At 38.0% G+C, this 22,594-nt stretch carries 26 protein-coding genes; 18 read left to right on the top strand and 8 right to left on the bottom strand.

Annotated elements, in window-relative coordinates:
• Positions 1-12 precede the first annotated feature (12 nt).
• Positions 13-1,818 (top strand): GTPase, encoded by a 1,806-nt coding sequence (locus ABMA76_RS13335; RefSeq protein WP_393061827.1) that lies wholly within the window; start codon positions 13-15, stop codon positions 1,816-1,818.
• Between the two features lie 118 nt (positions 1,819-1,936).
• Positions 1,937-2,767, top strand: coding sequence for an NAD(P)H-hydrate dehydratase (locus ABMA76_RS13330; protein ID WP_393061825.1), 831 nt, complete (start codon positions 1,937-1,939; stop codon positions 2,765-2,767).
• Here ABMA76_RS13330 and ABMA76_RS13325 read toward each other — a convergent pair.
• The 3 genes from ABMA76_RS13325 to ABMA76_RS13315 all read right to left on the bottom strand — a co-directional run bounded on the left by ABMA76_RS13325 (position 2,757) and on the right by ABMA76_RS13315 (position 4,766).
• Complete coding sequence (locus ABMA76_RS13325; RefSeq protein ID WP_392911828.1) at positions 2,757-3,131, bottom strand: DoxX family protein; 375 nt, start codon at positions 3,129-3,131, stop codon at positions 2,757-2,759. The two genes, ABMA76_RS13330 and ABMA76_RS13325, sit on opposite strands and share 11 nt — an antisense overlap.
• Positions 3,132-3,492: 361 nt before the next feature.
• On the bottom strand, positions 3,493-4,260 hold the full coding sequence (locus ABMA76_RS13320; protein ID WP_392911827.1) for a hypothetical protein: 768 nt from the start codon (positions 4,258-4,260) through the stop codon (positions 3,493-3,495).
• A 26-nt stretch (positions 4,261-4,286) separates the two neighbouring features.
• Complete coding sequence (locus ABMA76_RS13315) at positions 4,287-4,766, bottom strand: hypothetical protein (protein ID WP_392911826.1); 480 nt, start codon at positions 4,764-4,766, stop codon at positions 4,287-4,289.
• A 121-nt stretch (positions 4,767-4,887) separates the two neighbouring features.
• Between ABMA76_RS13315 and ABMA76_RS13310 the strand changes: the two genes are divergently transcribed.
• The 9 genes from ABMA76_RS13310 (at position 4,888) to rplT (ending at position 12,527) form a co-directional block, all read left to right on the top strand.
• A complete protein-coding gene (locus ABMA76_RS13310) occupies positions 4,888-5,550 on the top strand; it encodes a YfgM family protein (RefSeq protein WP_393061823.1) in 663 nt (220 codons plus the stop codon).
• 4 nt (positions 5,551-5,554) lie between these two features.
• Positions 5,555-6,676, top strand: a complete 1,122-nt coding sequence (locus ABMA76_RS13305; RefSeq protein WP_392911823.1) for a PQQ-binding-like beta-propeller repeat protein — start codon at positions 5,555-5,557, stop codon at positions 6,674-6,676.
• A 103-nt stretch (positions 6,677-6,779) separates the two neighbouring features.
• Positions 6,780-7,841 carry a guanosine monophosphate reductase gene (locus ABMA76_RS13300; protein ID WP_392911821.1) on the top strand — a complete coding sequence of 354 codons (1,062 nt, stop codon included), beginning with the start codon at positions 6,780-6,782 and terminating at the stop codon, positions 7,839-7,841.
• A 15-nt stretch (positions 7,842-7,856) separates the two neighbouring features.
• Positions 7,857-9,641: a 1-acyl-sn-glycerol-3-phosphate acyltransferase gene (locus ABMA76_RS13295; RefSeq protein WP_392911819.1), complete on the top strand. Its 1,785-nt coding sequence runs from the start codon at positions 7,857-7,859 to the stop codon at positions 9,639-9,641.
• A 12-nt stretch (positions 9,642-9,653) separates the two neighbouring features.
• On the top strand, positions 9,654-10,556 hold the full coding sequence (locus tag ABMA76_RS13290; RefSeq protein WP_392911817.1) for a cation diffusion facilitator family transporter: 903 nt from the start codon (positions 9,654-9,656) through the stop codon (positions 10,554-10,556).
• Positions 10,557-10,559: 3 nt separating this feature from the next.
• A complete protein-coding gene (locus tag ABMA76_RS13285; protein ID WP_392911815.1) occupies positions 10,560-10,973 on the top strand; it encodes a hypothetical protein in 414 nt (137 codons plus the stop codon).
• A 116-nt stretch (positions 10,974-11,089) separates the two neighbouring features.
• Positions 11,090-11,644, top strand: a complete 555-nt coding sequence (gene infC, locus ABMA76_RS13280) for a translation initiation factor IF-3 (protein WP_392912042.1) — start codon at positions 11,090-11,092, stop codon at positions 11,642-11,644.
• 198 nt (positions 11,645-11,842) lie between these two features.
• On the top strand, positions 11,843-12,040 hold the full coding sequence (rpmI, locus tag ABMA76_RS13275; RefSeq protein WP_021267185.1) for a 50S ribosomal protein L35: 198 nt from the start codon (positions 11,843-11,845) through the stop codon (positions 12,038-12,040).
• A gap of 142 nt (positions 12,041-12,182) precedes the next feature.
• Positions 12,183-12,527: a 50S ribosomal protein L20 gene (gene rplT, locus ABMA76_RS13270; RefSeq protein WP_021267308.1), complete on the top strand. Its 345-nt coding sequence runs from the start codon at positions 12,183-12,185 to the stop codon at positions 12,525-12,527.
• Positions 12,528-12,603: 76 nt separating this feature from the next.
• On the opposite strand, the gene ABMA76_RS13265 is transcribed toward rplT, so the two are convergent.
• Entirely contained in the window at positions 12,604-13,023 is a 420-nt protein-coding gene (locus ABMA76_RS13265) for a secondary thiamine-phosphate synthase enzyme YjbQ (RefSeq protein ID WP_392912040.1), read from the bottom strand.
• 43 nt (positions 13,024-13,066) lie between these two features.
• Here ABMA76_RS13265 and cdaA point away from each other — a divergent pair, with 43 nt between their 5' ends.
• The 7 genes from cdaA to ABMA76_RS13230 all read left to right on the top strand — a co-directional run bounded on the left by cdaA (position 13,067) and on the right by ABMA76_RS13230 (position 19,505).
• On the top strand, positions 13,067-13,870 hold the full coding sequence (cdaA, locus tag ABMA76_RS13260; protein ID WP_392911813.1) for a diadenylate cyclase CdaA: 804 nt from the start codon (positions 13,067-13,069) through the stop codon (positions 13,868-13,870).
• Position 13,871: 1 nt separating this feature from the next.
• Positions 13,872-14,804 carry a YbbR-like domain-containing protein gene (locus tag ABMA76_RS13255; protein ID WP_392911811.1) on the top strand — a complete coding sequence of 311 codons (933 nt, stop codon included), beginning with the start codon at positions 13,872-13,874 and terminating at the stop codon, positions 14,802-14,804.
• Positions 14,804-16,168, top strand: a complete 1,365-nt coding sequence (gene glmM, locus ABMA76_RS13250; protein ID WP_392911809.1) for a phosphoglucosamine mutase — start codon at positions 14,804-14,806, stop codon at positions 16,166-16,168. Before ABMA76_RS13255 ends, glmM begins: the two co-directional genes overlap by 1 nt.
• Positions 16,168-16,932, top strand: coding sequence for a pyridoxine 5'-phosphate synthase (locus ABMA76_RS13245; RefSeq protein ID WP_392911807.1), 765 nt, complete (start codon positions 16,168-16,170; stop codon positions 16,930-16,932). Before glmM ends, ABMA76_RS13245 begins: the two co-directional genes overlap by 1 nt.
• An 80-nt stretch (positions 16,933-17,012) precedes the next feature.
• Positions 17,013-17,468, top strand: coding sequence for a tRNA (adenosine(37)-N6)-threonylcarbamoyltransferase complex ATPase subunit type 1 TsaE (locus tag ABMA76_RS13240; RefSeq protein ID WP_392911805.1), 456 nt, complete (start codon positions 17,013-17,015; stop codon positions 17,466-17,468).
• 338 nt (positions 17,469-17,806) lie between these two features.
• Positions 17,807-18,367 (top strand): Rrf2 family transcriptional regulator, encoded by a 561-nt coding sequence (locus ABMA76_RS13235; RefSeq protein WP_392911804.1) that lies wholly within the window; start codon positions 17,807-17,809, stop codon positions 18,365-18,367.
• A complete protein-coding gene (locus ABMA76_RS13230; protein WP_392911802.1) occupies positions 18,351-19,505 on the top strand; it encodes a cysteine desulfurase family protein in 1,155 nt (384 codons plus the stop codon). Before ABMA76_RS13235 ends, ABMA76_RS13230 begins: the two co-directional genes overlap by 17 nt.
• Before the next feature lie 106 nt (positions 19,506-19,611).
• On the opposite strand, the gene ABMA76_RS13225 is transcribed toward ABMA76_RS13230, so the two are convergent.
• The 4 genes from ABMA76_RS13225 to ABMA76_RS13210 all read right to left on the bottom strand — a co-directional run bounded on the left by ABMA76_RS13225 (position 19,612) and on the right by ABMA76_RS13210 (position 22,345).
• Positions 19,612-19,821 (bottom strand): hypothetical protein, encoded by a 210-nt coding sequence (locus ABMA76_RS13225; RefSeq protein WP_392911799.1) that lies wholly within the window; start codon positions 19,819-19,821, stop codon positions 19,612-19,614.
• Positions 19,822-19,837: 16 nt separating this feature from the next.
• On the bottom strand, positions 19,838-20,308 hold the full coding sequence (locus ABMA76_RS13220; protein ID WP_392911797.1) for an ankyrin repeat domain-containing protein: 471 nt from the start codon (positions 20,306-20,308) through the stop codon (positions 19,838-19,840).
• Positions 20,309-21,646 (bottom strand): D-alanyl-D-alanine carboxypeptidase, encoded by a 1,338-nt coding sequence (locus ABMA76_RS13215; RefSeq protein ID WP_392911795.1) that lies wholly within the window; start codon positions 21,644-21,646, stop codon positions 20,309-20,311. It lies immediately after the preceding gene.
• Between the two features lie 63 nt (positions 21,647-21,709).
• Positions 21,710-22,345: a MarC family protein gene (locus ABMA76_RS13210; protein WP_392911793.1), complete on the bottom strand. Its 636-nt coding sequence runs from the start codon at positions 22,343-22,345 to the stop codon at positions 21,710-21,712.
• Positions 22,346-22,594 lie beyond the last annotated feature (249 nt).

Below are 22,594 nucleotides of genomic sequence, written 5' to 3'. Positions count from 1 at the left end.
TAGGACTTTAATATGCAAAAACGATCAATGATCATTTCATTAATTGGAAGACCGAATGTTGGAAAGAGTTCCGTATTCAACCGATTAATGAAGAAACAATTTAAGGCCATTACACATGATATGCCAGGTGTTACTCGTGATCGTCACTATGGAATTACTACTTTCAGTGATGCAGACGAGGATTGCCCACTAGATGCAATTCTTGTTGATACAGGTGGTTTCTATCCAACTCAAGTTGATGAGAAAGGAAAGAACGAGCAAGAGATTAATGCAAATAAATTCTTTAATATCATGACGGATCACGCTCATCAGGCAATTGAAGAGTCTGACCTTGTTCTCTTTGTTGTTGATGTAAGAGAAGGTGTACTGCCATTTGATAAGACAATTGCTAACTTCATTAGAAAACAAAAGAAGAAGATGTGGCTTATCGTAAATAAATTTGACTCTAGTGCTCAAGACGGTGATGAGTATGCATTCTATGAGCTTGGTGTAAATAATGACGAAATGTTTGTTACTTCTGCGGCCCATGGCCTAGGAATGGAAAACCTTCGTGAAAATATCCACCGTGAGATGATGGCATTTTCAGAATCAAATGATGTAATGAATATCTCTGCTTTACAAAGAGGAGTTACTCCACGTGAAAATGTTGTGGCAAAGCTTGCTCTTATTGGAGCACCTAATGCTGGTAAATCAACTCTTTTAAATCAGCTTCTAGGAAGTGAGCGTGCCCTTGTTTCTGATATTGCTGGAACAACAGTTGACCCAATTGATGGCTACTTTGATCTTTTCCTTGGTGATGATGCTAAGAAGCTTGATGAGGCAAAGGCCTTCTTCAAAAATGATAATCTTCTACGTACACAGTACGAAGATTTTAAAAAGAATAACCCTGATCTCTATAACGAGCTAATTTCATCTTATGATCTAGAAGAAGAGATTGAGACTGAATTAGATGAGTATGAACTCGAGGGCCTTGAAGATGTAATTCTTGAACAAGACGAAGAGTTAGATGAAACATCTGCTACTCGTATGGAAGCTCAAGTTTTCGGTGATGAAAACACTGATGCTAACTCTGAAGAAGAGTCAAGTGAAGGCGAAGCAGAAGCAGAAGCAGAAGGCAGCCACTGGCGCTCAATCCACATCGTCGATACTGCTGGTATTAGAAAGCAAAAGAAGATTGATGACTTTGTTGAATCTCAATCAGTATACCGCTCTCTAAGAAGTATTGCAGATAGTGATGTTTGTATTTATATGATTGATGCGGTTAAAGGTGTTTCTCACCAGGACAAGCGTCTTCTTGATATCGCTATTGAAAAGGGCGCTTCAGTTATTGTATGTCTTAATAAAGTTGATCTGATGGGAGACACTTTTAAGGATCAAGAAGCTCGTAAAGAGTGGCTTTTAAATATTCGCGATAAGATGCCTTGGCTAAACTACTGCGATATCATTCCTATCTCTGCAAAACATAAGAGAGGGCTTAAGCGTCTTAAGAAAATTCTTGCTAAGACAATCTTTATTAGAAGACAGTCAATTGCAACAGGTGCTCTAAACCGATTCGTATTCGAACTAATTGAGAGACACCCAATCATTCTAAAAGGTTCTCGTGGTAAGAGATTCCGTGTTAAGTACGCATCTCAAATTAAGGCCGATCCACCAACATTCCTATTCTATACGAATAAGTCTAAGGGGATCCCTGAAAACTACCGTCGTTATCTAAAGAATGGCCTTCGTGGTGCATTCCCTCTGGATAACACGCCAATCCACCTGATTTTCAGAACTGGAACGGATTTACAAAATCGCATGAAGAAAGTTTCAAAATAAATAGAAGGGCCCTTATTAAAGGGCCTTTTTTTTAAAGTTTTATAAAAATCCCTCTTAATTTATCTTAATTTGAAAAAGATGGCGTGTACCTTATCGATACTTTCCGATATGTGAAGGTATGAGTAATGACTTTCCTTTTTCTCTCTTAAAAAAGCTTCCAGTAATGGATAAGGATGCCAATAAGTATAGCTTTGGCCATGTTGTTGTTATCGGAGGCAACCTAGGATATGCCGGAGCTGCACGACTTGCGGCTGAAGGAGCTCTACGCTCCGGCGCAGGGATGGTAAGTGTTCTTACTCGAAAGGCGAACGTCTCAGGTATTCTAGCTGGACGTCCTGAACTTATGGTTCGAGGAATAGATGCCAATGAGAGAGGACTTAATCATGCAAGTGCAATTTTAGAAAAGGCGACAAGTGTTGTTCTAGGCCCAGGCCTTGGCCGAGATGAATGGGGGAAGTTCATGTGGGATCACTTCTGTCATCTCAAACATAAGAAAGTTGTGGATGCCGATGCTCTATGGTTCTTATCACAGGCCCAGAGTACAATGAAGTTGGTAAATACTGTTATCACACCACACGAAGGTGAGGCAGCAAGGCTTCTTAATGTCGCTAGAGTAGAGATTTCAAAGTACAGGCTATCAACTGTAAAAAAATTAATGAAATATGCGAATACATGTGTTCTAAAAGGTAATGAAACCCTTGTTGCCTCACAGTCTGGTGTTCATAAAAATCAAAGTGGTAATTCAGTTCTTGCGATGGCAGGGACAGGAGATATCCTTGCAGGCATTATTGGAAGTTTTTTGGCGCAAGGATTAAGCTTAGAAGAAGCTGCTTGTCTTGGGGTTTGGGTGCATGGCCGGGCCGCTGATTTATTATATGAAAATGAAGAAGGGGTTAGGGGAAGTGTGGCCAGTGACCTCTTCCCCTATATTAGAAAGGTTATGCTTTAACTGAGTACTTTCCACCATTTGAAAAGAAGATAGCAATATAAGCTACGGCGTAGAGTAGTGCTTTTTCTTTTGAAGCAAATGGATCATTTCCGTGAATAACAAAAGCCGCAACTAGCATCGTAATAGCAGAGATTGCTGCAAACCAACGAGTTTTAAATCCTACGATAATGAAGGCCTGACAAAAGACTTCTGCAAAAACTGTTGCAGTTAGTGAAAATGGAATCCCTAGTCCAATTGGGTCTGGAAATTTTGTAAGAAGTGTTGTGAAGTTAGCAAGCTTGCCCCAACCGTGAGCTAATAGCATCATTAGTGCTGTTGAAACTCTAAGTACTAGCCAACCTAGGTCTGAATTTAATCTGTTCATTTAACTATCCTTGTTTATGTTTATTATATCTATTTTCAATTTCTTAACGTCTAACTTCATAGCTAAAGCTCGTTGAGATTATTGGTTCTACGTCATTGCAGACGACTGCGCACGCACCGCTCAAAATGGTGCATATTAAGTTTGCGCTTTGCAATCATCAACTCGCTAAAGCTCGTTGAGATTATTGCTTCTACGTCATTGCAGACGACTGCGCACGCACCGCTCAAAATGGTACATATTAAGTTTGCGCTTTGCAATCATCAACTCGCTAAAGCTCGTTGAGATTATTGTTATTTCGTCATTACAAGCGACTGCGCACGCACCGCTCAAAATGATTATTAATCATTTTGCAGCGGATGCGCTACCAATTCCAAACATACCCAACCATAAGAGTGAATGCGAAACCAGTCAGGTCACTCACACCTGGCCCGCCCTTTGTGGCAGGAGCATACTTAATCGTACGTACATCTTGCAGGGCAACTGAGTGAACCAGTGCCTCAACATTGACGTAAGATTCTTTTATTTTAATAGGGAACTCAAGTCCACCACCAAGCGCAATCCCAACTCCACCATAAGAGTCTTCTACTTCACCATCTTGGTTTGCGATCTTTTCTTGTTCATACCAATACTCAAATCTTGCTGTTAAATAAGGGTTCGAGTATGTGATGGCCGTTCCAAGGTTTGAGGTATCGATATAGTAGCGATAACCAAAGTAGAATCTAAGCATAGAGATATCAACTGATGTTGGAAACTGCTGAATCCCTTGAGTTGGATAAGTAAGAGTGATGTTGTGTTTAGAATAGGCAAACCCAATATTCCAAGCTGATTGAAAATCTGAAAAGTATTGAATTGTTAATCCAAAAGTAGGTGGTAGGTCTTCATATAACATTCCACGATTTCCTGACCAGGTCGTGTAGCCGATGGCCATTGAAAACGAGAAAAAGCGGCCGTACTTATAATAGCGCTCATCTTCATAGATTTGAGATTCTTCAAGATCTTCGTTGAAGTCAGAAAAGATATCGCCACCGATATTGAGGTCATCATCTGCACCGACCATTCCTTCTTGGGCCAAAGAAAGACCTTGAAGGCATAGTAGTGTGATGAAGAATATAATTTTATTTTTAAACATTAATTTGTCCGTAATTTAATCTAGTCTTATAGATAGAAGTGGAAACCTGCTGTAATAAAGTGCTCACCCATTGTTGTCACTTCAAATTCATCAATATTCTCAAAACGAATACCAAACTCAGTACTGAAGCCAATACTGTCGACTCCTTGAAATGAGAATTCTGTTCCAAATCCTAGATCTCCTTGAAATCCTGAGTCTGAGTCTTGGCCAGGGTTCTTATTATTTAGTAAAACTGCGGCCCCTACCGCATAGAAAGTTAGATATGGTTCATCGAAGATATTGCGATAGAGGCGAACTCCACCATGCCAGCCACCGTTGTCAGCAGTGTTTACACCAAATATTGCACCATAAGCAAACGTTGTGCTGCGTTGAACTTTAATTGAAAGTGATGGAATATTATCATTAACAGTATTTGAGAAGCCTATTCCTAGGCGTCCAACACGTTCCAGTGCAAGAGTGTTAAAAGAGATAATAAAAGCTGCTATTACTAGAGAAATCCTTTTCATGGTGCGTAATTTTCCTTTTTCCTAATTATGAGTAAATATATTTTAACAATACTCATGTATTTTTGACAACTTTCAATGTTCTTTATTAAAATGATAAAAATTTTTAACCAGAGGGTAATGGATGACAACACAGGTAGCGCCAAATGAAGGCCTAAATTCTGAATTAAATTCAACTGAGCTTGGAGCGTTTATCGCTCAAAACAAAGCTTTATTTCTAGGACTGATTCTCTTAATTGTAGCTGCCATTGGTGGATACGGAATCTTTTCTTACACAAAAGCACAAACTAATGAAAAAGCTGCAACTGCTTTCTATCAATTTGAGCAAGGGGCCTTAAAGAAATATCAAGAAGGTGGACTAGATGCTGCGGCAATGAGTGCAGAGCTAGGACTTCTTCTAAATGACTACGCAAGTACTTCAGCTTCATTTGCAACAAGCTTACTTGCTGTTGATTACCTTACTAATAAGGGTGAAAACAAAATTGCACTAGATATTCTTACTAAGATGCAGCCAGGAACTTCTCTACAGTCTTACTTTGTTAATTTAAGAAAGGCAGTGGTTCAAGAAGATCTTAATGATATTGATGGTGCTATTGCATCTTTAACTGAACTTAAGAATAATGAAAATAATCTAACAATGGGGCGTATCGAGCTTGATCTAGGACGTATGTACTTTCAAAAAGGTGACATGGCAAAGGCGAAAACTCACTTTGATAAAGTTCTGACTCTTACAACTCAAAACGTCTACAAATCACTAGCTAAGAGCTATTTAGCAAAAATTAAGTAATCTTATGATAAAAATTCTAACGGCCACGATTGTGGCCATTCTTCTTACTTCTTGTTCAACACTAAACAGTGTGACGACTAAGTTATCAGCAGATAAATTAGAGAAGAAACCTCTTACACTAGCTTGGGCAAAGAATTTAGAACCTAGTTACGAGAGCGGTAATCTTCCTATCTCACTGGCCTCTCCTTTAATTTACGATGGCCAATTATTTGCAGCTGATGGCCGTGGGCACTTTAATGCTTACAATGTTGAAACTGGCAGACTTCTGTGGTCTTTAAATATTAAAGGTCAGATGACAAGTGCTCCAATTGTTTATGAAAACCTATTGATCTTCGGAGACAATACAGGTCGCGTCTATGCTTACGACTTTAATAAGGGTGAGCTAGCATATGAGTTTGATTTGGATGCAGGTGTTGACTCAACTCCTGTTGTTCACAATGGTAGACTTTTTGTTCATACAAGAAATCATAAACTCTTTAATATCGACGCCTACACAGGAAGAGTCATTTGGTCATATAAGAGATCTGTTCCTTATTACTCAACAGTTCAACGAACATCAACTGCTTTAATCTCTGGTAATAAAGTCTATGCTGGCTTTGCTGATGGCTACTTCATATGCTTCTCTCTTGAAGAGGGCCAAGTCCTTTGGGAAAGACGCATGAGTGCTGGTCAGAAGTTTGTTGACGTCGACATGAGACCGACAATCTTTAACTCTAAACTAATCGTTGGCTCAGTTGATGATAAAATGGAAGTTATTGATCTGAAGTCAGGTGTTCTTTATAAGAAACTTGCTTTTCAATCAAACCGTAAAGGTGTTCTTGTTGATGGTGGTAAGCTTGCTGCATTTGGTAGTGTAAACGGTGAAGTTGTCTATATTGATTCGTCGTTTAATGAAGTAAAGCGTATTAAAGTTGATGAGCTTGCAGTTTCTTCACTGGCCGTTTGGAAAGATGGGTTAGTTGTGACAACTGTTGGCAAGACTGTTTACTATATTGATTCACGTGGGCAAATTACGCAACGATTTGATCTGGGCTCAGCATACTCTGCTGTGTTTGGGAGTATGACACAGGACGAAGATTTTCTCGCATTCATTTCATCGAGATTTCGTCTGTATACCTTCAAGTAGATCCTAAGTATAAACTCTAAAAATTACCTTGTGCGTGTTATTTCGACAATGTTATTATTTCGTCGTTATAACGCACACAAGTTTCTAGATTTAGGGGAGATTAATGGATTTAACATTCAAAGCAAATGGTATTCTTAGTCGTGGTAAAGGCTTAACTTTTGACGATGTTTTATTAGTTCCGAGATATTCAGAGATCTCTTCTCGTCGTCATACTGATCTTAAAACAAAAATTACAAAGAATCATTCGATTGATATCCCTATTATTGCTGCCAATATGGACACGGTAACAGGCCCAGAAATGGCAATGGAGATGGGACGCTTAGGTGGTGTTGGTATCCTTCACCGTTTTATGTCTCCTGAGCAACAAGTTGAAGACGTTAAAGCAATCCAAAACTATTTTAAAGAACATTCAATCAATCTTCCAATTGCTGCGTCCGTTGGCGTTAAGGAAGAAGGTAAGAAAAGAGCAGACCTTCTTGCTGCTCTTGGTGTTGAAATTCTTACTGTTGATATCGCACATGGCGACTCAATCATGATGATGGAAGTTCTTGAGTATATTAAAAAGAACTACCCACAAATTGATGTGATCGCGGGCAATGTTGCAACTCCTGATGGAGTAAAGCGCATGATTGATAAAGGTGCAGATGCTGTTAAGGTTGGAATTGGACCTGGAAGTATGTGTACGACTCGAATTATTACAGGACACGGTGTTCCTCAGTTAACGGCCATTGCAATGTGTGTTGCTGAAGCACAGAAAGCAGGTGTTCCTGTAATTGCCGATGGAGGCCTTAAGAACTCTGGTGATATGGTAAAAGCACTTAGTGCTGGAGCTAGTTCTTGTATGGCCGGCTCACTATTGTCTGGAGCACTTGAAACTCCAGGTGAAGTCAAGGGTGGTATGAAAGAATACCGTGGGATGGCATCAAAGGCCGCACAAGTTTCTTGGCGTGGAGAGCTTCCAAAAGGTATGGCCGCTGAAGGTGTTGATACAATGATTCCATGTAAAGGACCAACTGAAGGAATCATCAATGAATTAACTGGTGGTATCCGTTCTGGAATGACTTACCTTGGTGTTGATAAACTTGTAAATATGAGTGAAGCAGCACTATTTATGGAAATGTCTTCATCAGGAATGGCCGAAAGTAAGCCACACGGAAAAAGATAAGAAAGGCCTTAGAATATGGGAAATAGTGTTCTTGACGATTTATTAAGTTATCCAAAACTTATAAAAAGAATTGAAGAAAGTGATAATCCAGCTCAAACAAAAAAGAAGGTTGTCGCCAACTTCAATGAAATGAAGGCCGACTATTCTCCATCTTATCTAAAATCGATGGCAAAATTCTTTGATGCTACTCTTCCTCGTCTATATGATGGAGTTAGCTTTAATGAAAATGAAACAGACCTCAATGCTCTTTTAGAAGAGGCCAGCGTGGTTCTTGTTCCAAACCACCAGTCTCATGCTGACTATATTGCAATTAACTATAAGTTCTTTAAGCAATATAAGCGTATGCTCTACGTTGCTGGTGGTGATAACTTAAATATTTTTCCAATTGGTAAAATTTTTAGAAAGTCAGGCTGCTTCTTTATTCGAAGAAGTTTTCAAAATGATATTCTTTATAAATTTACAATGGAAGCTTATCTCTTTGCTCTTTTAAAGCGCAAGGAACCAATCGAGTTCTTCTTTGAAGGTGGAAGAACAAGGTCTGGGAAACTTAGACCCCCTAAGTACGGCCTCTATCAAATGTTACTTGAGGCCCATTCTCATCTACCTGACGCTAAAGAGCGTGGACTTGCTTTTGTTCCTGTTAGTATTGCGCATGAGTATGTTCCTGAGCAGAAGGCACTGGCAAAAGAGATGATGGGTGGAAAGAAAGTGAAGGAGTCAACAGGACAACTGTTTGGCCTCTTTAAGCTCATGGCCTATCAATTTGGAAAGATTCATATCTCTCTTGGTAAGCCACAATATGCTCATAAACTTGATGATCCTGAAAAAAATAAGGTAAATGTAAGAGAGCTTGCTTTTAAATGCTTTAGAAGTGTTGGTGATCAAATGGTAATCACACCAACAAATCTCTTAGTTTTAATTCTATTAGATGAGCCTAGTGGTGCATTGAAGTGGAATGATATTATTTTAAAAGCACAGGCGATTTTAGAATACTGTCAGCAATATGATATACCTTTTACCGAAGGCTTAAAGGCAAGTAAATTAGAGGATTCCATCGGTCGTGCTATGGATATTCTCATTGGTAATAACAAAGTGGATGTTATTGGCCAAAGTGAAGGAACTTCACTTTTTTACGCAATTAAGAAAAACTGTCGCGGCGAACTTCTATTCTTTAAGAATACTATTGTTCACCACTTCATCATCCCTTGGACAATCTCACTAGCTTGGTTCAATGTCTTTAGTGGTGAGATTGATAATGTCGACGATCTTAAAACATTCTTTGTTAAGCAAAGAGATATGCTTAAGATGGAGTTCTATCTTCCAACTGTAAAAGAGTACTATGCCAAGACACTTCGTATTTTAAGTAATGCTGTTGGAAGAGAAATTACGAATTTACAAGATGCTATCGAATTTACTAATAAAGACTTATATGAAGTCGCTTCGAAACTGAGTCTTTTTGCACGTAGCTTAACATATATAAACGAAGCTTACTTCGTTTCAGCACTTACTCTTGAGAGCTTTCAAAAGGATGGTGTTGATCACTTCAAGGCAGCCGACTATATGAAACGCTTTGTTGACGTTTTTAAGGCCGAAATTCTTAGTCAGCGCATTATCCGTTTTGCTGAAAGTCAGAATGTTGAGCTTATGAAGACGGCACTTACTTACTTTGAACAAATTGGAGTTCTTGGTTACGAGGATAACTCGTATGTCATTGCAAATAGAGCGAAACTAGACGAGTTTATCCAATCGACTGAAAAAACTTTAAAAGATCAACTGAAGTTAAACTTCAAAGTTGTCTAAATAGGAGATCTTTTGTATTTAGAGTTATCTAAGAGAGAAAAAGAAATCAAGAAAGTTTTAATTATTACTTTCTTTTTAAATTTGGCTGTAGCTCTTATAAAGATTTTTGCAGGTATCGAATTTAATTTCATTTCACTTCGTTCCTCTGGTATTGAATCTGTTTTTGATGGAACCTCAAACCTACTCGGTATTGTTACAATCGCTCTTGCTTCAAAGCCACGTGATCGTAGGCATAATTATGGCCATCATAAATTTGAAAACCTTGGTGCCCTTATTATTGCCTTTATGCTCTTTGGTTCGGCAATCAAGCTAGGTCTTGATTATCATGACCTCATCATGGGAACGCAGACAAAGTATGGCCAATTTGGTCCAATCCCTGTTCTCTCAATTATTATTTCAATGATTATGAGTTTTTGGGTCTCTTCTTATGAAGGACGCAAAGGGCGCGAGCTTAACTCTCAAATTTTAACTGCGGATAGCAATCACACCTTTGGCGATATGATTATTAGCTTTGGTGTTCTTATTTCAATTGTTGCTGCTTACTTTCAGGTTTACTTAATTGACTATATTGTAGGTGGTTTAATTATTCTTTATTTGATCTATCTAGGGATTCAGATTACTCTAGAAAATTTAAATGATCTTTTAGATGTGGCCCCTATTTTAAAAGATAAGTATATTTCATCTCTCGAAGATATAAAGCATGTTCGTGATATTCATAATTTTCGTGCACGTGGAAATTCGACTTGGATGCAAATTGATTTTCATCTACTTCTTGAGCCAGATCTCTCTCTAGGGGAGGCACATGATATCGCACATACTGTTGAAGACCGTCTAAGAGTTATGTTAAAAGACTATTGTCGTGATGTTGATATCTTGATTCATATGGAGCCAGATGATGAAGGACATAAGGATTAGATGATGGAGACGAAGATAATAAAGCGCCAAATTGGAAATATCAGGTTGGCCGTAGGCCCATGGGAAGAGGACTTTTCAAAACTCTTTGCTAACGCTGCTAGATTGATGTCTGAGATTGTTCATGGACAGCTTATTCATTTTAAAAGTGATGAGCTCTTTGTTTTTGCCGATGATAATCTAGAAAATTATAGAGTCGGTGTTCCAATGATTGGCAATCTTCAAAACAAACACCTTGAGAGTTTTGATCTTCACGCTGGTGAGCTGGAGAGTTGTGAATTTGGAGTTGAAAAACTAAAAGACTATACGAGAATTAAGAATATATATACTGACCTTTGCTTATCTGAGGAGTATTTTATAAGAATTACGTCTCATGGCGGGCAATATCTGTCATTTTATGAGAAATATCTCATTCAATAATGTATACTGTGGGTATATTTTTTGTTATGTTTGCAATCCTAGTGGGCAGCCATTAGAATTGTAATTATTGAAAATAACTGATTCGCTAATAATTGGTTTATTTCCGGAGGTGATTTATTAGCAACAATTTTAGAGGTGGAAGGCCAAGAAAAGAAAGAGGCCCAAGAATTAACGAGCAAATTAGAGTTTCAGAATGTCGACTAATGAGTGATGAGGAGCAATACGGAGTTGTATCAATTGATAGAGCACGCGAAATTGCAGATGAGCTTGGTGTTGATCTAATTGAGATTGCTCCAACAGCTAAACCACCAGTTGTAAAGCTAATGGACTACGGGAAGTATAAGTATGCTCTTCAAAAGAAAGCTGCTGAAGCTAAGAAGAAGCAGGCCAAGGTTCAGCTAAAAGAAATTCAATTACGTCCAAATATTGAAGCACACGATCTTGAAACTAAACTTAAAAGGGCCTACAAGTTCTTAGAGGGTGGTGACAAGGTTAAGTTTGTTATGCAATTTAGAGGTCGTGAAATGGCCTATAAAGATATGGGGAAAGAGAAATTCGAAGCAATCCTAAATGGGGTTTGTGAAGAAGCTGGTGCAGCAATCGAGTCTCCGATCAAAATGATGGGGAATCGTATTATTACAATCGTTGCCCCTGTAAAGAAAGCTAAGTAACTAAATCTTGTAAGTGTCTGATTTTACATTGGGCACTTGTTTTTCTTTTCATCCTAAGTCCTTGATATTTTTTTTCAATTTATCGATTATTCTTTGCATTAAGTGATTAAACCTGATAAAAATATGCACTTATAGTTTTGTTGTATTTTGTTGAATTCTCGACTTACCTTAAGGTGAGTAAAATTCAAGGAGTATAAAATGCCAAAAATGAAGACTAGAAGAGCTGTTGCTAAAAGATTTAAGCCAGTAGGTAACGGAAAGTTCAAAAGAAAAAGAGCTAACCTAAGACACATTCTTGAAAAGAAGCCAACTGATGCGAAGAAAAGAGCAGGTAAAACTGACTACGTTCACGCTTCAGATGTTGCTCGTGTAAAGAGATGTCTACCTTACGCTTAATTTTCTAAGCGCAAGCGATTCAAAAAAAGAGTGAGTTGGTCGAAACTTTAAATCGACAAAATTGTTTTTTTAACCTGATTTTTGGGAAAGAACGAAAGAACCATTCACTTGGTCCCCAAACGTCAAAAAAATGGAGTAAATTATGTCTAGAGTTAGAAGAGGTTTTAAAGCAAGAGCGAGAAGAAATAAGGTTCTTAAATTAGCGAAAGGTTTTCACTTTTCAAGAAGAACTAAATACTATCACGCTTCTGAAACAGTAAAAAGAGCATTACACTACAGATACATCGGTAGAAGACTTCTTAAAAGAGATATGAGAAGACTTTGGATCGTACGTATTTCTGCAGCTGCTAAGCTTCTTGGTACTTCTTATTCAAAGTTCATGGGACAGCTTAAGAAGAACAATGTTGAAATCAACAGAAAGATGCTTGCTGAAATCGCTGCAAGAGATTTCGACGGATTCAAAGCAATCTACGAATCAACAAAATAATTCATTAAACTATTTGATTTAATAAAACACAAACAAAACTATATAGTGCTTGGGCCTCATTTTTGAGGCCCTTGTATTATCCCTGCATAAACTTCACTTTTACTTTCCTCGTATGAGGGGCATCTCGAAATTCACAAAGATAAATCCCTGACCAACGACCGATATCAAGTTCACCATTTTCAACGATTAATGTGAGTGACGTTTGCATAAGTATAGACTTCATATGAGAAGGAGAGTCATCAGGACCTTCAGCTGTATGAGTGATAAAAGGGAGGTTTCTTGGGGCCAGATGTTTTAGAAAGTTCTCCAGATCTAGCTTGGCGCTGGGGTCAAATGCCTCATTGATGCACAACGCGGCACTGGTGTGCTGAATTTGACACACTAGGATACCATCTGTGCTTTGTGGATCCAGATCTCTAAGACATTGTCGGATCTCTTTAGTTATGTCGTAAAAGCCTTCACCTGATGTGTTTACTATCTGCGTTTTTATAGGCATCATTAAACTCCAAACATTTTAAATATTTAGCAACTTATATATTATGACATTATTTTCAACGCTACTAAAGCAATTAAGCATTAAAGATTTTTTCGACATGGGCATTGTCGCTCTTATGATCTATCAGGTTTTAAAGATCGTAAAAGGGACGAGGGCCATTCAGGTTCTACTTGGAATGGTTTTTCTCGCTGTCCTTTATACTCTAGGGATTAAATACAATCTCTACACAGTAAATTGGATTCTCGAACATTTCTTTGATTATATCTTCATTATTTTTATTGTTATCTTTCAAGATCAGTTACGAGCAGCTCTTGCTACTGTTGGGACAGGAAGGAAGATGTTTAACTTCTTTGATCGTTCTCCAGTAAATTATGATATTGAAGAAGTTATAAAAAGTGTAACGGCCCTTTCAAAAGAGAGAACCGGCGCTCTTATTGTTATTGAAAGAAAGAATGGACTTCAAAATTATATCGATACTGGAACGATTATCGATGCGACCATTCACTCTGATCTTATCTACTCGATCTTTCAAACAATCTCACCACTGCACGATGGTGCAATTATCTTGAGAGATGGAAAGATCTTAGCAGCAGGCTGCTTCTTGCCACTTTCAAAGAATATTGAAATTGATCGCCACTTCGGGACTCGCCACCGTGCGGCCCTTGGGGTTTCTGAAGTCTCAGATGCTATCGTTATCATCGTTAGTGAAGAGACAGGTAAGATTAAATTATGTATCAATGGCCAATTTTTCTATTCACATAATGAAAATGAGCTACGCATGATGCTTAAAAAGGCGTGGGCCGGAAAGAGACTTGATCTACAATCTCAAATCGTAGGGCAGGCATAAGATGTTAAAAAAAATTAAAAGTAATAACTTATTTGAACTAATTCAAAATCAACTACTAACTCTACTGAGTATTATCTTGGCCATCTTCTTATGGTTCTATGTTGTAAACTCTGAACCTATAACAACTGAGAGAATATACAACCTAGAGGTTCTTCCTGCCACTAGTATGGATGTTACTTCTGTATCGGCAAATGAAATTCATGTTACGTTGAAAGGTGCCCGTGCATTTTTAAAAGACTTTCATGGTGATGATCATTTAAAGCTACAAGTTGATTTAAAGAAGATGAAGGTTGATCGCTCCACAAAACAAGTTAAGTACTCAATTAGTGAGACTGACTTGATTGTTCCATTTGGTGTTGAAGTCGTCGATATTAAGCCAAAACACTTAACGATAAAATTAGATAAGCTAATTTATAAGAATGTTCCAATTAAGATAAATTATATGAATAATCTCCCAAAGGAACTTAAGCTTATTTCTTCTTCAATTAATCGCTCTAAGATTAAAATTGAAGGTGCGCGTGATATCATGAGAACTGTTGGACAAGTTAAGACACGTCTTATCGACCTCTCTGAGTTATCTGGTCAAGGAGAAGTTCCAATTCAACTTGAAGACCTTCCTGAGTTTCTTCGTTACGGTGAAAGTGATACAATTAACTTCAAGTATGATATTAGACCTCAAAAGGCGAATTTAACTCTTAAGAATATTCCAATACTATTTGTTGCGCCTAATATAAAGTTTCGTTCTCGCATTAGAAAAGTCTCTTTAGATGTACTAACGACGGGCCGAGATGATATAAAGGCGAGCGAAGTTAAGGTATATGCAGAGATTCCTTCTGATATGGGAAGAAGTGCAGATATTCACCTAAGGGCTGAGCTGCCAGAGGACGTTCATTTATTAAAAATACACCCAGAAATAATTAAAGTGAGTAGATAATGACAGAAAGAAAATTATTTGGAACAGACGGAATTAGAGGTAAGGCAAATATTTATCCAATGGTTCCAGAGATCGCGACGGCCCTTGGCCGTGCTGTAACATTTTATTTCCAAAAGAAGAATAAGAATAAGAAAACACCATTAATCATCGTAGGAAAAGACACTAGACTTAGTTGTTATATGATTGAACAAGCTTTTTCAGCTGGTGTTCTTTCACAAGGTGGACGAGTGATTTTTACAGGACCTCTTCCAACACCAGGTGTTGCTTTTGTGACAACTTCAATGCGTGCAGATGCAGGTGTTATGATCTCAGCTTCACATAATGATTACGATGATAATGGAATTAAACTTTTTGACGCTCATGGATTTAAGCTCCCTGATGAAGTAGAACTTGAACTTGAAGAGCTTGTTCTAAATCCTAAGTTGATCCCACCTAAGGTAGGGGCCGAAATTGGCCGTGCTAAAAGACTTGAGGGTGTTGAAGGACGCTATGTTGTTCACGTTAAGTCTGCAATTGATGAGGAATGCGATCTAAGTGGTATGCGTGTTGTTGTTGATTGTGCAAACGGTGCCAGCTACAAAGTTGCTCCGCTTGTGATGAGTGAGCTTGGAGCTGAAGTATTTCCACTAGGCGTAAATCCTAATGGACAAAATATCAATTTAAATTGTGGAAGCTTACACCCAACACTTGCAAGTCAAGAGGTTGTAAAGCTTCGTGCTGATATGGGCTTCTGTCTTGATGGAGATGCTGATCGAATTCAAGTAATAGATAAAGATGGCGGTCTCATCAAAGGCGATAAACTTATTGGTATTTTCGCTAAGCTCTTACTTGAGCAAGGTAAGCTTAAAAAAGGTGACACTGTCGTTGGGACAATTATGTCAAACCTTGGCCTTGAAAATTACCTAAAAAAACTTGGACTTAAGTTTCACCGTACCGCAGTTGGTGATCGCTATATTATGGAATATATGAGAAGTGAAAATGCTCTACTTGGAGGAGAACCTTCTGGTCATATTATCTTCCTTGAACACGCGACAACTGGTGATGGGACACTTGCGGCCCTTAAGTCAATTGAAGCGACTTACTTCTTTAAGAAGTCGATCAATGAATTATCTCAAGAAGTTGAATTATACCCACAAGTTTTAAAGAACGTTTCTGTTTCACAAAAGAAAAAGGTAGAAGAGATGCCAGCTTTTGCTGCAGAACTTAAGGCATGTGAAGAAGAATTAGGTGAAGAAGGGCGTGTGATTTTCCGATACTCAGGAACTGAGCCTCTTGCTCGTGTTATGGTTGAAGGACGTTGTGAAGACAAAATTAATGCTGTTTGTGATCGTCTTGTAAGCGCTCTTAAAAAGGAAATTGCATAATGACTGATAAAATGATTCCAAGACTTGGTGTAAATATTGACCACGTAGCAACTCTTAGACAACAAAGAGATGAAGGCTACCCAAGTGTTGCAAATGCCGCCCAAGATGTTTTAATGGCCGGTGCTGATCAAATTACAATTCACTTACGTGAAGATAGAAGACATATTCAAGATACGGACTTAACGAGTGTTATGGCCGTAACAAAGCGTTTTGAAAAACCACTTAATCTTGAAATTGGTTGTGCTAAAGAAATTGTTGAAATAGCAGCAGATTTTAAACCAGATTGGATTTGTCTTGTTCCTGAAAAGAGAGAAGAGAAGACCACTGAAGGTGGCCTAGACTTGTCTCCTGCTAATTATGACAAGGTTTCTCAAACAATGTCATACCTAAGGGAGCATTCACCTAAAACGAAGATTTCTCTTTTTGTTGAAGCCTCGACAGAGGTAATGAAGAAGGCCATTGAACTTAAGGCCGATGCTGTTGAAATCCATACTGGTGCCTTTGCGATCGATTTCCTTAAAGAAGGGGATCTAAACCCTCACTTAAATAGTTATGTTGAGTGTTTTAAAACTCTTGAAGGTTCTGGCGTTGCATTTCATGCAGGCCATGGACTAACAATGGAGAGTGTTAGACCACTTTTAGAACAAGGTCTATTTGCTGAATACAATATTGGACACTGGATTGTGTCTCAGGCCGTATTTAGTGGAATCTCAAATGTTACTAAGGATATGTTAAATTTATTTAGAAACCATCCAGTTAAGTAAGGTATGGTTTGCCTTTGATTGCGTATTGATCTTTATCGTGGAAAATAAATATCTAAGCAATTAATTCTAAGGAGCACCTGTTGTTTGACTATCAAGATGTTAGGCATTGGAAAAAAGTTTACCAAAGTGATATTTCAAATATTATTGTCGAGTTAAAAGAATCATTAAGTGAGCCATCGGTTGTTATTCTTGATGGCCCAGTTGGTGCTGGTAAAACGACATTTACTAATGTCTTCCTTGGTGAAGACAAGTCAGGTTCTCCAACATATTCCCTTATCAATGACTGTGGTGATATTGTCCATGCAGACTTCTACCGTCTTGATTCAGCTGAAGAAATCATCCACCTTGAATTAGCAATGTACCTAGATGAGAAAAAATACTTTCTTGTTGAGTGGGGTAAGGATTACATCAGAGATATCTACCGCGAGCTATCTGATGATTTCAATTATTTTCAATTAAGTATTGAAACCAACGACAAAAAAGATGACGAAGAAAACGCTTCTCGAAACTATTTTTTAAAGAAAATTATTTTTTAACATCTTCTAACAAGTGGGCAGAAATAACCGATTAAGTCTGTTTGGCATATCTTGTCATCATCTTCATAATATTTTCTAACATACAGATATTATTGACTTTTCGTCGTGTTCCATGAGCTCTAGTAAAGAAAAAATATTTTTTTATAATAATTGATTAAATCAAGTTGACTTTAAGACTTGTGGGCTGACATAATATTTAGGAGAAAGATTTTAACGGAATAAATCTTTCACTTGAAAGGATAGCACGGAATGCGAGTCCTTAATTAGCACACAATTTATTTGCTTAAAGTTTAAAAACTATTTTTTTATTTAACATTTGGATTTATGGAGGAAGACCAATGAGACTCACTTCGAAAGGACGCTACGCAGTTAGAGCAATGCTTGACCTAACTACTCACAGCAACGGAAACCCTGTAAGACTTCAGGAAATTTCAGAAAGACAAAACATTTCACTACACTACCTAGAGCAACTTTTCAGAAAGCTAAGAAATGGCCAAGCTGTTAAGTCTGTAAGAGGACCAGGTGGTGGTTATGTTCTTGCTCGTTCAATGGAAGAAATCACAATTAAAGATGTTCTTGAATGTGTTGGAGAAAATATCAACCCAGCTAAAGACATCCTTGGAACAGAGGCAGAGCAAGCAAGCACTGTTGAATTCCACCTGTCTAAGAACTACTTTCAAAATCTTGGTTTCATTATGAGCGAATACCTAACGACAACTTCTTTAGGTGACCTTGTAAGAAAATCAGGTGAGGTTGAGTCAGAAGTTAGAGGTGAAGAAGCTTCTAATGAGCAAACTACTCAAACTGTAGAAGCTGCTACTCAGAACACTTCAACTGAAAGTGCATTTAGCGAGTACGCTTCAGGAATTAGATCAGGTTTAGGTGAAATTAATCAATAATTATCTCTACTTAGATTATAATGCTACGGCCCCCTTAGTTAAACCAGTCCAAGACTGGCTTTGCGAGGGGGCCGTCTACTTTGGTAATCCAGCTTCGATTCACCAAGTAGGAAAGAAATCAAAATCCTTAATCAATCAAACCATTAAAATAATTCAAGATACTTTCAATGCGACAAAGTATGATGTCTTCTTTCACTCTGGTGCAACAGAGGCCATCAATAGTGTTGTAAAGGGTTTTTGCTTTAATGCTTTAAAAGCAAAAGAAAGTTTTCATGTTTTCTGCTTTGATGTTGATCACTCGAGTATGGTTAATCAGAAGGAGCACGTCGAGCTTCTTGGTGGCACTTTTCACGTGTTGAAAACACATGGTGGTGACTTTGATAGACAAGAAGTCGTTGAGGCCTTAAACAACTTTGAAGGTGAGAAACTCATTAACTTCACATATGTGAATAATGAGAATGGTGTCGTATGGGATCTTGATGAGGTTCTAAAAGTTAAAGAAGAAACTGGCGCTTGTGTTCATGTCGATTGTGTACAAGTTGTTGGAAAAATCAAAGACTGGGACCAATTAACTCTTGGCCTTGATTATTATACTTTCTCTGGTCATAAATTTGGCGCGCTTAAAGGTGTCGGCTTTACTCTTGTTTCAAAAGAGGCAAGTTGGACCCCATTAATTCGAGGTGGTGGCCAACAAAAGGCCATGCGCTCAGGAACAGAGAATGCCTTTGGTGTTTATACAATCAATCTTGCTCTCGACTATAATCTTTCAAATTCAAATATTGAAAGAACTCAAGGCGTAAAAGATGAAATTGAAAATTGGTTAGTTGAAAACTTTGGCCCAAAAATTACTATAATTGGTGCTAAGGCAAAAATGAGAAATGCCACTACCATTTTCTTTAGTGTGCATGACAAGAATATTAATACTGTTATGATGGCCTTAGATATGGCCGGAATTTGTGCTTCAAGCGGTTCTGCTTGTGCATCCGGTATTATCAAGCCTTCACGTATTGCAAAGGCCTATGACTTAAGTGATGAGGCCGCTACAAATGTGATTCGATTTTCTTTTTCTCCATTCTCGCAAGAAGCAAAATCTATTATTTCAAAATTAGATCCTGTTTTATCTAAATTCTTATCATAGCAAGACACAAGATATACGAACGATGCATTGCGGTGTGCACTTTGAACCCTTTCTTTAAGTTAGAAAACGAGTTCATTTTGACCTCAGTGACCTTTTTGCTCCAGTACTAAGTTGTTGATATTATTATGAGAGACCCTGGTTTGCTCATATAAAAAGTTGGCACGGTCATTGCTTTATTAATAGTATCAATGGTTGGACGGCCTTGGTTCTTTAATAAGAGTCCCAAAATCACTTCTACCGGCCATGCTGAAAAACAGGAATCTGTTTTTTTCTCTTGTTCTAAAATCCTATCTTTTCTTCTTAAAGTAAAAACCAAGGCCCAATTTTCTTTTTTAGTTTAAACCGGCCTCACTCAAAATTTTAATACACTCTGGACTACCGTTTCTTCTTGCATAGTCCATTGCATTTTTTCCGTGCGTATCTTTAAGTTGGAGATTGGCCCCTGCTTTAATTAATGCTCTTAAGACGTTTGGATTACAGTTTAAGCTCTTGTCCATGGCCATGGTGAAGTGTCTATTGTTAAAGATGAGATTAGGGTTAGCGCCACTTTTTAGAGCTTGGATAACGAGATCCTCGCGTTCGTCTGCCAGGGCCCCTAAGAGTTTGTGGTTGGCCTCATCTTTTTTAGAAATAATTTTTTTAGGCTTTTTTAGTGTCGCTTGCTTTTGTGCAATTGATGATTCAATTGCATTAATTGGTGTAGGTTCCTGAAATTTCTCTTGTACCATTTTTGTACTTTCATTAGAGATATAAGTGGCAAGTCCGATTAGTAAGATGACGATTGGGATTACAGTTTTATTCATTTAGATTTCTTCCACCGTACCTTCTAGTGGGATAAAATGTCTTGGTTTCATATAATTCTTGATTTTCTTTGCACCACCAAATTTTTCAATCATAAACTCGGTCATTAGGTCTTGAACGATCTTCGCATTGTATTGATCTTGGCCATTTGACTTAAAGACATGATGAAAGTGGCCAAAAAAGATTGGGCCTTGTTGTGTGGAAATCTTCCCTGCTAAAGACTTTGTATTCATGAGGGTTCCAGTTTTTGCTAGAATGGCACCACGATTTCTTTGTGAGTTTAATCTCTTTGAAAGTGTTCCAATATCAATACCTGCAACAGGGAGAACATGTTCAAGAGAATTGCCTGTTTGGTGTAAGCTGTTTTCAAGTTCGAGATACGAGCTTAAGACGATGGCGCAGGTGGCGTAGTTATCAACTCTTTTGCCGTCGACTTTAGAATCAAGGCCAGAGCCCGTATATAACTTAATGTTCTTTTCATTCTCTTTGAACCCAACTCTCTTTTGATAGTAGTCGTTTCCGAGTTTCTCTTCGACTAAGTTTTGTAAAAACCAGCTCGAGTATTTCTCTGCTCCATAGCTCTTATAAGTAATATCAGAAAGCCAATTATGTGAGACAGAGTTTTGAAACTTTAAATAAGTAAGTAAGTCAGGAGACTTTATTAGATAAGTCCTGTTAATATTGTTGAGTGGATTTGATTTGGCATAGAGAACTCTTTTAACGCTCATTTGATATGCGGAAGCTTTAAGTGGGAGCCCTAATTCTCTTAGTCTGTCTTCTCCTGTTTTTTCTAAAAACTCATTAAGTCTTGTTCTGATTTTCTTATTACTACTCAGGTTAAAGTATTCTTGCAATTGTTCAATATTATACTCTTTTGAATACCAAGCTTCACTCATGCTCATATATGGCCTTAAAGCAATGGCAAAAATAGGAGTGTTGTCATCAAAGCTAATTGTATCGAGTTTCGTGATCCCATTTGCATTTAGTGCTGCAATTAAATAGAAGATTTTCTCTTCACTAAACATCCCATCATTTGAACCCTCTAAGTGAATGCTATTTCCATTAGAGTAGACTTTTGTTTCATAATGAAAGTTTGGGCCTAATGTTTCAAGTGCCATTAGTGAGGTAATTGGCTTACTCGTTGAGGCCAAACGGCTTTTTAAGTGTGCGTTTCTACCAAAGACTTGACCTTGATAAATATAGCAGAAGCCATGCTCGCTTGGGTCTAAGTTAAATTCTTTTGAAAGGGATAACCACTTCGCCTCAATTGCTTGATGGTTAGACGCATGAGCAAGGGATAGTGTGATAAATATAGTAACTAGGATCTTTAAAATAAACATGAAGCCTAATTCTAAAGAATATAAGTTCTTCGGTCAAGAAAGGCGTACGCAGTGTGTTGAGCTTTAAAGCTTTGCTTTCAGAATCGGTAGAATTGAAGCAAGGCCATTTGTTATCATTTCAACTGACATGGCCAAGAGGAAAAGACCCATGACTCGTGTTGTGACATTTACTCCTAATTGACCAACTTTCTCACTAATACGATTAGCGTTAATAAGGGCAATATAAATACAAAGAACGGCCAGGAAGATAATTGGAATACTTAGGGCCCAATCAAGTGGTGAGGTCAGATTCTGAGCATAGATGATGGTTGTTGAAATTGCTCCAGGGCCAGCTAGTAGGGGAATTGCAAGCGGTACAATACCGACTTCTCGAATTGAGTCATCATCCATCTCTTCTTGAGTCAGCTTAGACTCAACGTCCTTAGCATTGATCATGGAAGTTGCCATTGAGAAGATTAGTATTCCTCCTCCTACAGTGAAGGCACCAATAGAGATCCCAAAGAAGGACAAGATTTTTTTTCCAATAAATAGTGAAATGATTAAGGTAACAAATACTGCAATTGAGCAGACTCGTACCATGCTTCTTCTTTGGGTTTTTGAAAGGTTCTTCGTAAGCCCCATAAACATTGGAAGTGCACCAATTGGGTTTACGACTGATAATAATGCGACAAAGAAAGAGACCATGATACTAAATTCCATGAATTTATTATGACGACTTTCAAAGATTATTCAAGTTAGTTTTTTGTTAGCGTCATCTGCAGGAGCAGATGACGCTATTCAACCCAGCGAGTCCCAGGAAGGGACGAGTCGGGTACAGTTCTTTGAAGAGTTAAATAATTTTATATTGAATGAATATCTACGCACAACAGGGCAGGAGCAGATGACGCTATTCAACCCAGCGAGTCCCAGGAAGGGACGAGTCGGGTACAGTTCTTTGAAGAGTTAAAT

This window comes from Halobacteriovorax sp. ZH5_bin.2 (assembly GCF_043196375.1).
Taxonomy (GTDB): Bacteria; Bdellovibrionota; Bacteriovoracia; order Bacteriovoracales; family Bacteriovoracaceae; genus Halobacteriovorax_A.
This window is presented reverse-complemented; position numbering and strand designations above follow the sequence as displayed.